A 14,546-nucleotide genomic window follows, 5' to 3' on the forward strand; every position below is an offset into this window, starting at 1 on the left:
TACGGGTCGCCCGGCGCGAGCTGCCGGCTGCCGAGGCCGTGCGAAACGTCGCCAGTGCCGTCGCTTCGGCAGCCGCAGAGACAGCCGCTGTCGCTCGGGCATCCACTCAGCCGGCAGCATCGACAGCGCCTCGCACCGCGCCGGTCCGCCCGACGACCGCCGGCCTGCCGCCCGCGCCGAGCGACTTCAGCGGACGCGCCGACGACGTGGCCGAACTCCGCACCCTGCGGACAGGCCCGGCATCTGCGCCCGTCCTGGTATCCGGGCCGCCCGGCGTCGGCAAGACCACCCTGGCTCTGTGGGTGGGGCACGCGGCGGCCGACCGGTTCCCCGACGGTCATCTCTTCGCCGATCTGCGTGACACCCGGGCCGACGCCGACCCCGCCGCCGCGCTCCGCACTCTGCTGTCCGGACTCGGCATCCCGGGCCAGCGGATCCCGGCCGACATCGGGGCGCGCTCCGGACTCCTGCGCGCCCTCCTCACCGAGCGGCACGTGCTCCTCGTCCTCGACGACGCCGCAAGCGAGGCCCAGGTCAGACCGCTCCTGCCGGGCAGCAGCGGCTCCCGGGCGCTGGTCACCAGCCGCTCGCGTCTCTCGGGGCTCGCCGGGGTCCACCGCCTCACCCTTGCCCCTCTGCCCGAGCAGGACGCACGAACCCTGCTCGCCGCCATCGCCGGTCCCGGCCGGATCGCACGCGAACCCGACGCGGCCGCTGACATCGTCGCCACCTGCGGCAGGCTGCGGCTGGCCGTACGCATCGCGGCGAGCCGGCCGGCCATCTCCCCGACCTGGAGCCTGGCGCACCTGTCGGCGCAGCTGCGGGACGAGCGCACCCGGCTGTCCCTGCTCAAGGGCGGGGACAACGACGTCCGGCAGGCCTTCATCTGCACCTACCGGCATCTGACGCCCCTGCAGGCGCGGCTCTTCCGCCTCCTCCCACTCGTACCGGCCCGGCACACCGGTACGAAGTCCGCCGCGGCCGCGACGGGCGGCATGCCGCCACGGTGCTCGACGACCTGGCCGAGGCCGGGCTGCTCACCCCCGCCTCTGCGCCCGGCCGCCGGCAGACCCACGATCTGCTGCGGCTGTACGCCACCGAGCAGTCCGCCGCGCAGGACCGGCCCGTCACTCGGGCCGCGGCTTCCCGTGCCGAGCGCGACGTGGAGCGGGCCGCCGGACTCAACGCGCTCGGGCCTGGCCCGCCTGGAACAAGGGCGGTGCGCGCGGGCTGTCGAGCACCATCAGGAGGCACTGGCCACCGCGCGGGCGGCGCTCGGCGTGTTCCACGCACGCGAGGACGCCTGGGGACCGGCCGGCGCCCACCAGGTCATCGGCTGCGCCTTGGAGGGGCTCGGCCGGCAGGCCGAGGCAGCCGCAGCGTACCGGCACGCCATCGAACTGTTCACCGCCGTCGCCGACGCCGCCGCCGAGCGGACCGCGCCGGCTCTGCGGGCGATGGAGGAAGGGGCCGGCTCATACCCCGCCGCCCCGTTCCTCTGACCGAACCTGCCTGTTGCGCCGAGGGGTCCGGAAGGGCCCGTGTCAGCTGTCGAGACGGTCCTGCCCCCGGGCGCTCGGTTGTCTCAGCCGTGCAGGCGCGGGCCCTGGTGGCTCACCAGGGACAGCCAGTCGCGGTCGGTCGCCCTGCCGGTGACGGGGAGGCCCCGTTCGGCCTGGTAGATGCGCAGCACGTCCTCCGTCTCGGCGGTGAAGGTGCCGCTCACCACGGTCGGATGGCCGGCACCGGTGAGGAGCGACTGGAGTGCCTCGACCGCCGGACCGTAGTCGCCTCCGTCGAGCGGGACGACGAGCCTCGGCCAGGTCTGGGGGCCGACGCGGCCGTCCCGGACGAGGCCGAGGGACTTCTGGAACTCGGTGATCGCGGTGACGGTGGTGTGGTCGACGGTGCCGGTCACCTCTACCTCGTGGCCCTTCGCCCGGAGCAGGTACTGCACCGTACGCGCCTCCCACAGCACGTCGCCGAGGCGCACGACCGGCCACTCGTCGCGCGAGGCCACCATGTCGGCGCCGCCGGTGCCCGGGCCGGTACCGGGCGGAGCGATCAACGGCCTCAGCCAGAGGCCCGCCGCGAAAGCCCCGCAGGCGAACAGGAACCACAGGATCCGGGGTACCCACACCGGGACGGCTACTGGTACGGCGACGGCGGCCGGACTCCCGATCACAACCGCGCCCGGGGCACCGGAGCTCATCGCCTCGCCCGGCGCCTGCGGCACGCGCGCGCGTGGCACGCGTCGCGCCTCCTGGGCCGCGCGGGCGAGCAGCAGCGCCTCCCCCAGCTCGCCGTCCGGTGCTTCGAGGGCCTCGTGCAGGGCCTCGACGACCGGCGGCGGGGCGGCCGTCGGCCGTCCCGGGTTCAGATAGCGGGACATGGTCGCCTGATCGACCCCGGCCCGGCGGGCCAGGGCCTTCTGTGTGGGACGCACCCCGGGGCACCCCTCCCACCACGCCCGGAGTACGGCGGTGAGCGCCGCGGCCGGATCGATCAGGGCGGGTTCCTCCGCGCCGGCCCGTGTGCGGTCCATGTCGCATCCCCTATGCATGTGCATCGTCGCAGGCCAGCCGGGTGCATCCATGCGTGCATGGATGCATGAGCGCTGGCGGGTGCCGAGGCTAGCGGCGCGGGGCCTTCGGGCGGCACGGTGTGCGGGCCGGGAGGGTGCCACCGCTCCCGGCGTCCCGACCGCTCCCGCCGCGGTACATCCGCGTGCCGCCGTTCCGGTGCGGGGGACGACTTCATCTCCGCACCTCACCTGAACGGGTGAGGTGGTCTGTTGACGAAAGGACACACAGTCATGCGCAAGTGGACCGGCCCCACCCTCCTCGCCGCGGTCGCCGCCCCACTCCTCGTGGTCGCGCCATCCGCCGACGCGGCCCCCGCCAAGTACACCCACTCGGCCGCCTCCCAGCAGTTCCGCGCGGCGGGTGTCTCCTGGACGTCGAGCAAGAACTGCTCGGACTGGAACCGGAAGGGCTGTACGTCCTTCACGAACATCAACCGGGCGACCGTCGCCGGGGCCATCGCCTTCAAGAAGGCCAGCCGCTGCACAGTGGTCATCACCGGCGGCACCGAGGTCGGTCACAGCACCCGGGGCACGTACACTCACCGCAGCGGCTACAAGGTCGACATGTCGGTACAGACGTCCTGTCTCGACACGTACATCATGAAGCACTACAAGAAGGCCGGCACGCGCGGCGACGGGGCCCGGCTCTACAAGTCCCCGAACGGCAACGTGTACGCCCGCGAGAAGCACCACTGGGACATCACGTACTACAACGGCAAGGTCTGACCAGCCGCTACCGGGGCTGGGACCGGTCCGGTCCCAGCCCCGGCCGTAGGACGACGCCCATCCGGTGCGCGTAGTTGACCGCTGGTGCACAAGAAAACTGAACCTCTGCCGGCCGAACCTGCCGAGTCCGACCCGATCCGGCACGGCCACAGGGCGGCGGCCGACGCCGGTACGGGGACCGCGAAGTGCTGGCCGCGATCGTCTTCGTGGCCACGACAGGCTGCACCTGGCGGCAGCTGCCGCCGGTCTTCGGGCCGTCGGGGCCGACCGCACACCGGCGCTTCACCGAGTGGAGTACCGCCCGCGTCTGGGCCAAGCTGCACCGTGTCATCCTCGACGAACTGGGCTCGCGCGGCAGCCTGGACTGGTCGCGCTGCGCGATCGACTCGGTGAACATGCGGGCCCTGAAAGGGGAGAGCTGACAGGTCCGAACCCTGTCGACCGGGGCAAGAAAGGCTCGAAGATCCACTTGATCACCGAGCGGACCGGTCTGCCCGTCTCTGTCGGGATCTCCGGCGCGAACCTCCACGACAGCCAGGCGCTTGAGCCGCTGGTACGCGGCATTCCTCCGATCCGGTCCCGCCGCGGCCCGCGCCGACGACGGCCCGCCAAACTCCACGCGGACAAGGGATACGACCACGACCACCTGCGCCGTTGGCTCCGCTCGCGCGGCATCCGTCACCGCATCGCGCGAAGAGGCATCGAATCCTCCACGCGGCTGGGCCGGCACCGCTGGACGATCGAGCGCACGATGTCCTGGCTGGGCGGCTGCCGCCGCCTGCACCGCCGCTACGAGCGCAAGGCCGAACACTTCCTGGCCTTCGCCGGGATCACAGCCGCCCTCATCTGCTACCGCAGACCGACCACCTGACGGGCAGCACCTCCAGGTGCGACGATCCACACCGTGATCGGATGGATGCACCACACGCCGCGCTGGGCGGTCATATCGGCCTGCGTCATCGCAGCCGTCCTGCTCTTCGTCGGCGCTTCCGCGCACATCACCGACCTCCTCAGCCACGGTCTGCGCCCCTACGACTGGGCACCAGGGTGGCTCAACCTCTACTGGTCCTCGCTGGCGCTGTTCGACACGCTCGCTGCCGTGTTCCTGATCAGGGGCAGACGCCGAGGAACCGACCTCGCCTGCGCCATCATGGCGACCGACCTCGCCGCCAACTGGTACGCGGTCTACGGCATCCAGCACAGCAACCTCGCCGCTCAGCCCGGTCTTCAACGACTGACCGTCTTCGCCTCACTCGTCCTGACGAACCTCGAAGTCAACCGCTGACAGACGATCCACTCCGCAGACTGCCACCCACGACCAGCGTGAGTACCCGGCAAGCGGCCACACCAGCCCTTTGAACTGCAACTCCAAGTTGGCGGCGACCCACTGCGTACCAGCACACACTGCGGTGGCATCCACTCCCACCCGATGGTGTGGCGGCGCGCGGACTTCAAGTCCGCCACCGCACCAGCCCGCTCCCGGTGCCCACGTGCCGGCAAGACCGGGAGGAGGGAGACCTCTCGTTCCCTCCCGTTACACGGCATCGCCGTGTAACGGAGCACCGCAGGGCTCCGATCGGGCAGTCGTCAGTTCGAGCGCTGTCCGATCAGGTCCACTACCTCGTCAGTGGCCCGTACGTCGCCGAACGAGCGGTAGATCGTGTGCAGTGTGGCGTTGTGCTCCTGATCGCTTCGGGCCGCGTTCGCGTCGGCGACCATGAGCACGCGCAGGCCCGTGGTGGCCGCGTCGCGGGCTGAGGACTCGCAGCAGACATTCGTGGCCGTTCCCGTGATCAGGAGGGTGTCGATATCACGCTCGGCCAGCAACCCGGGCAGCGGCGAGCGACCGGGAAAGAAGGCACTGTGCGCGTTCTTCTCCATCACCGGATCCTCCGGCCGGACATCAAGGGCGTGCCACAGGCGTGAGCGCAGCGCGCCTTCCCCGCCCGTTGCCGCGAACATCTCACTGACCGCCGGCCCGTAGAACTCACCGCTCAGGCTCCCCAACGGTGCCTTGTTCGCCGGCAGTACCCAGGTGATCAAGCCCCCGGCCGTGCGCAGCGCGTCGGCGATGCGGCCGATGTTGGGCACGATGCCGCGGACGTACGGATTGGCCTCGGTGAAGAAGGGCACCATGTCGATCACGACCAGCGCGGTGCGGGCCGGATCGAGGCTCTCGTAAGCGTGCCGTCTGCCGCGCCGTTCCTCCTGCCGGGCGTACTCTCGAGGTTCGATCCGCCAGTTGTGGATCTTGGAATCGGAATGCATGCGTCTCCTCAGCCGACCTGCCGACGTCTGTGAGGAGCCTGTCCTCCGCCACCCACATCCATCCGCGCGGTGACGTGGCCCGCGGGCCACGTCCGGATGATGCCGTCGCCCTCGCCGTACGGCCCGGAGTGCCCCAGCGGGTTCTCCTGCGCGTCGACAAGGCAGACCGCGAGGTCCCTGCGCGCGCCATCGGGGAGTTGTTTGTACGTGTAGAAGACGTCGGCCGGGAAGCTGAGCCGGTACGTCACTCGGCGCCCCGGCCCGACTCGCTGCCGGCACGGTGGCCGACGTCGCGCAGAATGGACCAGCAGGACCGCCGGTGGAAACGGCTCTACGTCACCCGGTCCGGAGTCGAAGGCACCATCTGCGAACTCGTCGACAACCACCGGGCCCGCCGCTGCCGCTACCACGGCCTCCGCAAAACCCACGTCCAACACGTGCTGACCGCCATCGCCACCGCCGCCGATCGAGCCGAATACGCAGCTCCTACCTGCGATTCCCCGCCGACGTACCCAGTGCGGGACGGCTGGTCACCCTCTGCCCTCGGGTCCGCAGGTTCTTCTGTCCGGACGATTCATGCGGACGGCGGACGTTTGCCGAGCAGATGTCAGGGCTGGTCCGTGGCACAGCAGGTGGACCGGGTGGGAAGCAGCACGTCCTGGAAGCGCTGCGGCTCGTCGTTCGGGGGACCGTACCCGCGCGAGCGGGGAGCACCCGGCTCCTCCCCGTCCTGCTTGGTGCCTGATGGGAACGTCCCCATACAGGCGGGGAGCAGTTCGACGAGGGCGTCGTCATCGTCGAAGGGTCGGGGCCGCTTGTCTTTTAACCTCCGCTGTCAGCCGAGACGGCCTCGTCCCCGGAAACAGGAATGACTTCGCCAGTCCAGGTCCAGGGTTCCTGGCGTGGATCCCACGTCACCTCAACGAGGTTGTCGTGGAAGTCGCGCGCACATTCCTTCAGCAGCGTGGCAGCGGCGTCCAGCGCCACTTCCGGGTCGAGCAACTCGTTGCTGAGACGCCCGCAGACCATGCCGCCGTCCACGGTGAGGATGCTGTGGCGCCAGCCCTCCGGTGTCGCCAGCAGGACGATCCTCTTGGGCAGGCCGAAGGGGGGTCGCTTCTTCTTCTGTCGTCTCGCCACGCAGCCATCCAACATTGCGGGGCGCAAAGCCCCGGAGTCGGGTTCCGAAACATCCCCGCGCAAGTGGAGAGCCCATCATGCTGCGGTGGCATGTCCTCGAGCAGCAGCCGTGCGTTCCTGCGGATATTCGGACTCTCTGATTTCGGCCGCAGCCCAGAATTGCCTCAGACGTCCACGTCCGCGCCCTCTGCCGTGATGTGCGCCGGGGCAGACGCTGCGGCTGCCGCACCCCTGTCCGTTCGTTTCGCCTGCAGTGCCGCCCTCGCCGCGGCGGCCTCCCGCTCAACTCGCTCCGTCAGCAGCCGTATACGAGCTTCTCTCTCCACACCGGTCAAGCCCGTCAGGCCCAGCCTGGCATCACGCGCCTCCTGCGACACAGCAACCCTCCACTTCACAGTCGGCCTCAAAGCCCTCACCCCACGGAGTGTGGCTGCCGAACCCGCCGGCCGGCAACCAGAACAGCCGACCCCACACAGGCCGCATGCCCGCGACACCGCAACAACAAGTTGCTGAGCTCTCCCGACTCCGGGAGCACCCCCCGATGCCGGGAGCAGCAGATCTCGATGAACGGCGCCGCAGCCCCGGTTCAGGGCCACCCCCACACGAGTGAGGAGCACGCGTACGGACGGCACGCGGGGGCACCCCCGGCCACGGAGAGCACAGCAGTTTGCATGGCACACACCCGTGGACCAGAGGGTCATCCCCACAGGTGCGGGAAGCGGTTCGCCGACGACTGGCGGCGCCGGTGCGGCGGCAGTCCGGCGAGGGCGCACCGCGGGTCGGTGCAGGTCAGGGATTCCCTCCAAGGTGCTGCACCCTTGTCATTTCGTCGGACGGCCGTGGTGCTCGGGCTGTCGGCGCGGTAGGAGCCCGCAGGAGGTCCCGCCAGTCGGCGGGCCAATTGGCCAGCGCGAGGATGCCCATGATGAGGAGGTGGGTGGGCGCGGCCCAGCTCTCCACCGCCGGGTCGTGGTTGACGATGTGGGTGGTGGCCGCGCCGGTGAGTACGAACAGCAGCGTCGCGGCGCCCAGGAAGCGGGCTCGCTTGTTGGGGATCACCAGCAGGACGGCTGCGACACCTTCCAGGGCACCGACCACGAAGCGCATCCAGGAGGGGTAGCCCCACTCGACGAACTTCGCGGAGTACGCGGAGCTGAATATTGTGTCGCCCGGCCAGTACTTGGTCACGGCGCCCAGCGCGAACTCGAAGGCCAAAAACCAGTACAGACCGGTCATGAGCCGCTTCGACATGCTTGTTCCTTCAGGGGAGTCGGGCAGGGTCAGGCCTCCGCGCGGCGGTTGCGGTGCCGTGCGGAGTCTTTGTCTTCGGGGGTCAGCCCCGCAGGGTGGCGATGGCCTTCTCGATGCGTCGCTGGCGCGTGTCGGGCTTCTTCGCGCTCTCGATGGCGCGGACGTGCTCGCGCTTGCGGCTGTGGGTGAGGTTGTCGTACGCGGCGCGGGCGGCCGGGTCGGCGTCCAGGGCCTGGGCGAAGTCCGCGGGTTCCTCGACGACGCGCGGCTCGGTGTCGAGTTCCAGCTCGACCTCGACCTCTTCGCCGATCTCGACACCGGCGGCGTGCCGGTTGGCGTTGCTCAGGCCGAGCAGGTGGCGGCCGCGCAGGATGGCGACCCGGCTCCTCCAGGAGTGCCCGTTGACCGTGATGGTCACCGGCGGGCGCGCGCCCCCGCCGAGCGCCGCCACCACCTCGGGCGGGACCTCCAGGCCCCGCATGGGCTCGGGCGGCTCGACGTGGGACTGAAACTTCATGATCTCTCCTGTCGTTCTGGTGGTTCATCTGTTGTGCCGGCGGTTCACCGCGGATCCGGCCCGCCCGGCTCCGCCGGGAGTCAGGATGCCGTGGGGGCGATCGGTGCGGCGGCCTCCCAGGCGAAGCCGTCCAGGTCAGTGAAGGCCTCCGCGGTGCTGCCGAGGACGATGCGGTGCGAGCCGGTGCCGTCGACGGGGACGCCGAGGTCCTTGGCCAGGGCACGACGCTTGTACAGCGCCAGCTTGACGGGGCCGGCCTGGCCAGCGGCGAACTCGGCGTACTTGCCACCGAAGCTCTTGGCCACGGTCAGGCCCCGGCCGACGTAGAACTCCTTGGTGGCCTTCACGTCCTCGACACCGATCAGCAGGACGACCTCGTCGATCTCGCGGGTGTCGGGGCCGGTGTGCTTCTTCTCCGAGGTCGCGATCTTCCAGATCGTCCCGTCCGGGGCCTGGACGACGCCGCTGTAGCCCCACAGCGACTTCGCGGCGGGCTTCAGCACCGTGGCGCCCGCGTCCACGGCGGCGCCGACGAAGCCGTCGACGGTGGCCGGGCCGGACACCGTGAGCGCCAGGGTGAAGCCGCGGAACCCGGTGGAGTGCGCCTCGGACGCCCGCAGGCGTACGTGCTCGTCCACGCCGAAGGCACTGTAGAAGCGGCGGGCGGAGTCGAGGTCGGCCACCTCGAGGGTGACGGACGCGAGGGACGTGTGGGCTGCGGAGGAAGTGGTGGTTGCCATGAACATCACACTAGGAGCTGCGCGGCGGCCGGGGCTTCTCGATTCCTGACCGGTCTGGAGACCTGCTTCGCCAGGCACCGCGGCGCCCCCTTTCACCTTGATCGCCGCCCCCGCATCGCGGGCCGCTCGCCCCGCCGCAACAGCGCCGTCACCCGCTCGATGCGACGCGTCGTGGAAGGTCTCGACGAGGACCTGAACATCGTCAGGGAGGGTGATCACACGCCCCTGGGGGCGGTGGTGCGGAGGGCGCCGGCCTTGGTGTGCAGCGTGCACCACGAGAGCGGGGCCGCCCGGGTGTGACTCTGTGCGGCGGCTCCGACCCAGGGGTTGATCGGAGCCGCCACAGAGCATCCGCGATGACGCGGCGCGGGCCGTCGGAACATCGGGGCCATCTGAGGAGGAGGGGGTGGCCTTCGATGTTCCGTTCGGGCCGTGGGGCCCTTGTAGTAAATATATATACCGCCAAGTAAGCAAGTGCATGAAAATTTTCATGCCAAATGATCGTGCAGAGACCTGAACTCCGGCCCAGCCGTCTCGGTCGTTTCGGTTGTTTCGGTTGATCTCAGTCGTTCAGGAAGAAATCGTGCTGTTCCGCCGCGTGCTCGTACTTCTCGAGCCGGGTCTGCGTACGCTCCGGGTCCGCGTCCGCCATGGCCTGGAGGATGCCCGCGGACAGCACCCCCGGCGCCGCGTACGAGTCGAAGACGAGCCGCGAGCCCGTGCCCGCGGTGAACACCTCGTCGGCCTCGTCGGCCAGCGGCCCGAGCGCCAGGTCCGTGATCAGCGCGACGCGCATCCCGACACCACGGGCGGCACGCACGACGGCGAGGGTCTCCTTGGCGTGCCGAGGCATCGCGAAGGCCAGCACCCACGTGCCGCCCGCCTCGCGCGCCTGGAGCAGCCCGTCGTAGGCGACGCTGCCACCCCGCGTCACCACCCGGACATCGGGGTGGATGCGCCGCGCGGCGTACGCGAAGTACTCGGCGAGGGAGACCGAGATCCGCAGGCCGACGACCGTCAGGGGGACGGACCGGGCCAGCTCACGGCCGATGCCGACGATCCGGTCGGGGTCGGCGAGGACACGCCGCAGGGAGGCCAGGTTCTCGATCTCGGCGTCGATCGCCGACTGGAGCTCGTTACGATGCCGCTCCTCCCCCTCGTCCGGTGCACCGGCGACCGCGCTGAGCGCGAGGGGCTGGAGCGCCTCCCGGAGCGCGGGGTAGCCGCTGAATCCCAGCGAGGAGGCGAACCGGGTCACGGACGGCTGACTGACCCCCACGCGCTCCGCGAGTTCGGTGATGGACAGGAACGCGGCCTCGGTGAGGTGATCGGTCAGGAACTGGGCGATACGCCGCTGCGCGGGAGACAGCCGGTGCCCGCCGAACAGCGCCCGCACCCGCTCGGCGGGAGAGGCCGCCCCGGCCTCCTCCTTCGCCTCGGACGAGCGCCTGCCCGGCGTGATCGCTGCCGCCTGTGCACGCGCCTGCTGCCCGGATGCCACGGAGTGTCTCCTTCTCATCTCACTGCCGCCCAAGATAGTTCACCCGAGCCTGGCCCCCATGAACCCGAGGCAAAGGCCCGCCGGCACCGCGCCGTGACACCACCATGCATGCGCAGAACCGTCTGACTGCGCATCAACGCGGGAGGCGAGAGACCTCCCGGAGAGACCTCCCGCATGCGGGAGCAAGGGACCGTCCCCGCGGGTGCGGGAGCAGGGGGCAGAGCCGGTGAGGTACGCCTTCGGCGGCCCGGTCGGCGACGGTGACGGGGTCGTGCGGCCCGTTCTTCTCGACGACGTCGGCGGCCCCGAGCGGCCGGAAGCGGGGCATGGTCTCGGCAGCCTCGCGGACCGCCTCCTCCCTGCGGGTCGTGTCGCCGGCGAGGGCATGGGCGAGGAAGTCGATCTCTCCGGCGGATCCGGTCGTACGTCACGCGGAATGCGTCCCTCCCACCACACCGCACCGGCGTCCCGGGGTCCGCTCGGCGATCTGCGGGCGACGGGTGGGCGCCCCCTGGAAAGGTCGTCAGTCGGGGCAGGTGTTCCGGTAGCCGGAGGTGGACAGATAGCGGCCCCCTTCGTCGTGCTCCAGGCCGCCTCCGGCGACCGGACAGGCCGTCCGGTCGAGGTGGTCACGCAGGTCGTAAGTGGGGCTCAGGCCCCAGAGGACGACGTCGGCGATGCGCATGCTCAGTACGCCGGGACCATCCCGACGCAGACAGGGAGCAGCAGGACGTCCGCTGGGGTGGTCACCCCTGCCGGGGCCATCCCCCGGCTTTGTTCGCGAGTGGCTGATCCCACTCGTCAGAAGCACGGCCCGACAGTGGGATGCGAAACCAAGGCACAGGCCGCAACCTGCAGTTGTGCTTCCCATGCCGCCGCGTCGAGCTCCAGCGTGTACTCGATGCAGCACGCACATGGCGGGAGTAGCGCCACGAACGCTTGCTCCTCAGCAGTCTCGACCTCCGTCTCCGACCACTCGTCCGATGCCAACTCGGCGAGATCCACCTCCCCGGCGGTGAATCGCGTGGCCAGCCTGCGCAGTGCGTATCGCCGGGCCAGGTGGTGATCGGGCAGAGTGATCCCCAGTTCCTCGAGAGCCTGCTCGAATGTGTCACGGATGTCCCGTGGGTCCGCATGGCGCGGCAGACCGGCGAGCTCGCACAGGGCCGGTGTGTCCACTCCCCTTGCGAGTGCCTGGGCGGCGGTCATCGGCAGGTCTTCCGGAGACACCTGGTCCACCTGGTACAGCCACGCTGCCTCCACCAGGGGCGGATAGGCGCTGCGGACAGGGCTGTCGGGTTCGGATGTGTCGTCTATCGCTGCCATGGTTCATACGATGCCAGCACGGCTCGCGCGAGTGCCCGGAAATTCGGGCTGCCCCGGCAAACCGTCCTGCGGGCTGCCCCAACTCATGCTGTGGTCCCGGTGACACTCCTCGACCGGTGCCCAGGAACTGTGCCGGAGCGTGCTCAAAACCTGCGCGACCAGCGGCCATCCCCGCGCAGGCGGGGAGCAGCCCCGCCATGCCGACGCGGGCCTGTCGTCGTAGGGACCATCCCCGCGGGCACGGGAAGCTGCCCTGGTAAGCGCGGTGGTGAGCAACCGCGGTCCCGATGAACCACACTCGGCCGTGCTCACCACACTCTCTGAGCAACCCTTCCAGACATACGCGAGGAAAGACCACGCTTCAGTCGCTGGCCGGCGGTCAACGGCCCAAGCTGCCGGCTCAAGAATCACCGCCCACCGCCTCGCCAGTACCGGGCCCGAGCCGAGGAACCCGCCAAGGCCAGCTGGTCTCCGCCGATCTCACACCGCTGGCCGACCGCCCTCAAGGGCGGCCGGCCCCGGCCTCGGCGTCCTTCGGGGTGCAGATTCATGCGACTCAGAAGACCTACGTCGCGGGCTCGGCGCAGAAGGTGCCTCGCCAGCAACACCACCCAGGCCACCAGCATCAGCATCGCGGCGACCCTCACCCAGGGCGCGGTGGAAAGGTGGCGCCAAGCGCGGCGGCAGCGCGGTTGGCGGGAGCGTTCCACGGTGCGTCACTCAGCCTCCGCCTGACGCTGTCCGGCGTGTGGTGGCGCTTGTGGCGGCCGCAGTGATCGCGGTCGCCGGACCGCCGGCCTGGCCTACGGCTCCCGCCTCTCCGTCGGCCAGGCGCTGTTCCTCCTCGCCGTGGTGCTCGCCCTCACCGGCGAACTGTGCGTCCCGCCGTTCCGGCGCGCCCCTGACCTGCCGCGATGGAGGTTGTCGGAGGTTCAGGCGGCGGGGCCGACGGCTTCGGGCGCCGCCGATCCCGTCTGAGCGGCCGTGGTGAGGGGCGCTGCCCGGCGGATCCGTACCGCGTAGAGGTAGTAGGCGGCTGTGCCGAAGACGAGGCCGACGAGCCAGGAGAGGTCGGCGCCGCCCATGTTGCTTGCGAGCGGGCCCTCGTAGACGGTGCTGTTGATGAACGGGAACTCGATCGCGATCGCCAGGAGGAAGATCACCACGGCTCCCCAGTCGCACCGGCCGTAGGGGCCGTCCTTGAGGAAGAAGGACTCGATGTCGTAGTCGCCGCGGCGCACCAGGTAGTAGTCGGTCAAGTTGATCGCGGTCCACGGGACCAGCAGGTAGAGCAGGGTCAGGATGATGTTCTCGAACAGGGTCATGGTGTCCGAGCCGACCAGGATCGCGAGCACGGTGGTGACGGCGGTGAACACGACCGTGAAGACCATCCGGGCGCGCGGGCCGGCGTTGGTCCGCCCGCGGGGGGACACCGCGCTCAGGGCGGTGAGGAAGGCGCCGTAGGGGCTCTGGGCGGAGCCGGGCACACCGCCGATGATCAGGGCGGCGGCCAGCAGCCAGGAGATGGCCGGGAACTGGTGGGCCAGGAATCCGATGGCGTCCTGCCCGAGCGCGTCGGCCCCGATGACGGCGGCCATGGCGCCGATGATCATGACCCAGGAGCCGCCGACGGCCGCGCCGAGGTAGGTCCACCAGAAGGTCTTCCGGGGTGAGGTGTCCTCGGGCAGGTAGCGGGAGTAGTCCGAGACGTAGGGCGCCCAGGTGATCTGCCAGGAGGCGAAGATGGAGACGGCCAGCAGGACCGTCCCTGCGTTGACCGAAGTGCCGTGGTAGTGCGCGGGCAGGTGGGTGCCCAGCTCGACGAAGAGGGCGACGAAGACGAGACCCGAGACGACGGACAGGTACCTGCTGACGGCGTGGATCAGCTTGTAGCCCGCGGCGGCGACGGCGAGTGTGACCAGATTGGACAGCACGACGGCGGCCACGTACGGGATGTGCAGCCAGCCGGCGACGGCGTGGCCGTTGATGACCGCGCCTTCGAGCGCGAAGCCGAAGTACATGGCCAGCACGATGGCCACCGGCAGGATCGCGCCGTAGAAGCCGAACTGGGCGCGGCTCTGGATCATCTGGGGGATGCCCAGCCTCGGTCCCTGGACCGAGTGGCAGGCCATGAAGACGCCGCCGAGCAGGTTGCCGATCAGGATCGCGAAGATTGCCCAGGGCAGGTCGAGGCCGACCATGACGGCGAGGGCTCCGTTGACCAGCCCGGTGATCTGCACATTGGAGGCGAACCAGAGTGTGAAGAGGTGCCATGGCTTGCCGTGGCGTTCCTCGGCGGGGACGTGGTCGATCGAGCGCTGTTCGACCGAGGTGGTTCGGCCGGGCTGTCTTTCCATGAATGTCTCCAGCGGTGAGGGTGTCACGGGGCGGCCGGGAGCCGGCCGACCGGGCGACACCGGGGTGGGAGTGGCGGGGTGGCGGGGCGGGGTGACGAAGCAGGATGACGGGGCGGGGTGACGGGGCGGAGGTTGG

The 14,546-nt window shown here is 70.2% G+C and carries 15 protein-coding genes and 1 pseudogene; 5 read left to right on the forward strand and 11 right to left on the reverse strand.

Going from position 1 to position 14,546, the window contains the following annotated elements; genetic code table 11:
• The first annotated feature begins 206 nt into the window (after positions 1-206).
• The gene (locus tag SVTN_RS00460) at positions 207-1,502 is read left to right on the forward strand and encodes a tetratricopeptide repeat protein (protein ID WP_052498805.1); all 1,296 of its coding nucleotides are present in this window, start codon (positions 207-209) and stop codon (positions 1,500-1,502) included.
• Between the two features lie 83 nt (positions 1,503-1,585).
• On the opposite strand, the gene SVTN_RS40815 is transcribed toward SVTN_RS00460, so the two are convergent.
• Positions 1,586-2,545, reverse strand: coding sequence for a peptidoglycan-binding protein (locus SVTN_RS40815; protein WP_052498806.1), 960 nt, complete (start codon positions 2,543-2,545; stop codon positions 1,586-1,588).
• A 270-nt stretch (positions 2,546-2,815) separates the two neighbouring features.
• Between SVTN_RS40815 and SVTN_RS00475 the strand changes: the two genes are divergently transcribed.
• The 3 genes and pseudogenes from SVTN_RS00475 to SVTN_RS00490 all read left to right on the forward strand — a co-directional run bounded on the left by SVTN_RS00475 (position 2,816) and on the right by SVTN_RS00490 (position 4,595).
• On the forward strand, positions 2,816-3,310 hold the full coding sequence (locus SVTN_RS00475) for a hypothetical protein (protein ID WP_041127320.1): 495 nt from the start codon (positions 2,816-2,818) through the stop codon (positions 3,308-3,310).
• Between the two features lie 131 nt (positions 3,311-3,441).
• Positions 3,442-4,181, forward strand: a pseudogene (locus SVTN_RS00485) (IS5 family transposase); the annotation flags it as partial.
• Between the two features lie 33 nt (positions 4,182-4,214).
• Complete coding sequence (locus SVTN_RS00490; RefSeq protein ID WP_245727404.1) at positions 4,215-4,595, forward strand: hypothetical protein; 381 nt, start codon at positions 4,215-4,217, stop codon at positions 4,593-4,595.
• A gap of 302 nt (positions 4,596-4,897) precedes the next feature.
• Here the strand turns inward: SVTN_RS00490 and SVTN_RS00495 are convergent, their stop codons facing one another.
• Positions 4,898-5,578, reverse strand: a complete 681-nt coding sequence (locus tag SVTN_RS00495; protein WP_041127321.1) for a cysteine hydrolase family protein — start codon at positions 5,576-5,578, stop codon at positions 4,898-4,900.
• Between the two features lie 8 nt (positions 5,579-5,586).
• Positions 5,587-5,826 (reverse strand): hypothetical protein, encoded by a 240-nt coding sequence (locus SVTN_RS00500; RefSeq protein WP_052498807.1) that lies wholly within the window; start codon positions 5,824-5,826, stop codon positions 5,587-5,589.
• A gap of 51 nt (positions 5,827-5,877) precedes the next feature.
• Between SVTN_RS00500 and SVTN_RS43550 the strand changes: the two genes are divergently transcribed.
• Entirely contained in the window at positions 5,878-6,450 is a 573-nt protein-coding gene (locus SVTN_RS43550; RefSeq protein ID WP_107072726.1) for a transposase, read from the forward strand.
• On the opposite strand, the gene SVTN_RS44085 is transcribed toward SVTN_RS43550, so the two are convergent.
• From SVTN_RS44085 to SVTN_RS00540, 8 genes are all read right to left on the reverse strand, one after another.
• A complete protein-coding gene (locus SVTN_RS44085) occupies positions 6,401-6,718 on the reverse strand; it encodes a hypothetical protein (protein WP_159026394.1) in 318 nt (105 codons plus the stop codon). The two genes, SVTN_RS43550 and SVTN_RS44085, sit on opposite strands and share 50 nt — an antisense overlap.
• 789 nt (positions 6,719-7,507) lie before the next feature.
• Complete coding sequence (locus tag SVTN_RS00515; protein ID WP_218922671.1) at positions 7,508-7,969, reverse strand: DoxX family protein; 462 nt, start codon at positions 7,967-7,969, stop codon at positions 7,508-7,510.
• Between the two features lie 82 nt (positions 7,970-8,051).
• Positions 8,052-8,486, reverse strand: a complete 435-nt coding sequence (locus tag SVTN_RS00520) for a YdeI/OmpD-associated family protein (RefSeq protein ID WP_041127324.1) — start codon at positions 8,484-8,486, stop codon at positions 8,052-8,054.
• Between the two features lie 80 nt (positions 8,487-8,566).
• Positions 8,567-9,232 carry a VOC family protein gene (locus SVTN_RS00525; RefSeq protein ID WP_218922672.1) on the reverse strand — a complete coding sequence of 222 codons (666 nt, stop codon included), beginning with the start codon at positions 9,230-9,232 and terminating at the stop codon, positions 8,567-8,569.
• A 556-nt stretch (positions 9,233-9,788) separates the two neighbouring features.
• A complete protein-coding gene (locus SVTN_RS00530) occupies positions 9,789-10,727 on the reverse strand; it encodes a MurR/RpiR family transcriptional regulator (RefSeq protein ID WP_041127326.1) in 939 nt (312 codons plus the stop codon).
• Between the two features lie 523 nt (positions 10,728-11,250).
• Complete coding sequence (locus tag SVTN_RS44090) at positions 11,251-11,412, reverse strand: hypothetical protein (protein ID WP_159026395.1); 162 nt, start codon at positions 11,410-11,412, stop codon at positions 11,251-11,253.
• Between the two features lie 116 nt (positions 11,413-11,528).
• Positions 11,529-12,053, reverse strand: coding sequence for a hypothetical protein (locus SVTN_RS44950; protein ID WP_052498808.1), 525 nt, complete (start codon positions 12,051-12,053; stop codon positions 11,529-11,531).
• Positions 12,054-12,985: 932 nt separating this feature from the next.
• Positions 12,986-14,410 carry a purine-cytosine permease family protein gene (locus SVTN_RS00540; protein ID WP_052498809.1) on the reverse strand — a complete coding sequence of 475 codons (1,425 nt, stop codon included), beginning with the start codon at positions 14,408-14,410 and terminating at the stop codon, positions 12,986-12,988.
• Between the last annotated feature and the right edge of the window lie 136 nt (positions 14,411-14,546).

Source organism: Streptomyces vietnamensis (assembly GCF_000830005.1).
Classification (GTDB): domain Bacteria; phylum Actinomycetota; class Actinomycetes; order Streptomycetales; family Streptomycetaceae; genus Streptomyces; species Streptomyces vietnamensis.

Bases quoted from the DNA above. Each gene is read 5' to 3' on its own strand.
- SVTN_RS40815 (WP_052498806.1), bottom strand. From the start codon at position 2,545: ATGGACCGCACACGGGCCGGCGCGGAGGAACCCGCCCTGATCGATCCG.
- SVTN_RS00475 (WP_041127320.1), top strand. From the start codon at position 2,816: ATGCGCAAGTGGACCGGCCCCACCCTCCTCGCCGCGGTCGCCGCCCCA.
- SVTN_RS00495 (WP_041127321.1), bottom strand. From the start codon at position 5,578: ATGCATTCCGATTCCAAGATCCACAACTGGCGGATCGAACCTCGAGAG.
- SVTN_RS43550 (WP_107072726.1), top strand. From the start codon at position 5,878: ATGGACCAGCAGGACCGCCGGTGGAAACGGCTCTACGTCACCCGGTCC.
- SVTN_RS00515 (WP_218922671.1), bottom strand. From the start codon at position 7,969: ATGTCGAAGCGGCTCATGACCGGTCTGTACTGGTTTTTGGCCTTCGAG.
- SVTN_RS00520 (WP_041127324.1), bottom strand. From the start codon at position 8,486: ATGAAGTTTCAGTCCCACGTCGAGCCGCCCGAGCCCATGCGGGGCCTG.
- SVTN_RS00525 (WP_218922672.1), bottom strand. From the start codon at position 9,232: ATGTTCATGGCAACCACCACTTCCTCCGCAGCCCACACGTCCCTCGCG.
- SVTN_RS44090 (WP_159026395.1), bottom strand. From the start codon at position 11,412: ATGCGCATCGCCGACGTCGTCCTCTGGGGCCTGAGCCCCACTTACGAC.
- SVTN_RS44950 (WP_052498808.1), bottom strand. From the start codon at position 12,053: ATGGCAGCGATAGACGACACATCCGAACCCGACAGCCCTGTCCGCAGC.
- SVTN_RS00540 (WP_052498809.1), bottom strand. From the start codon at position 14,410: ATGGAAAGACAGCCCGGCCGAACCACCTCGGTCGAACAGCGCTCGATC.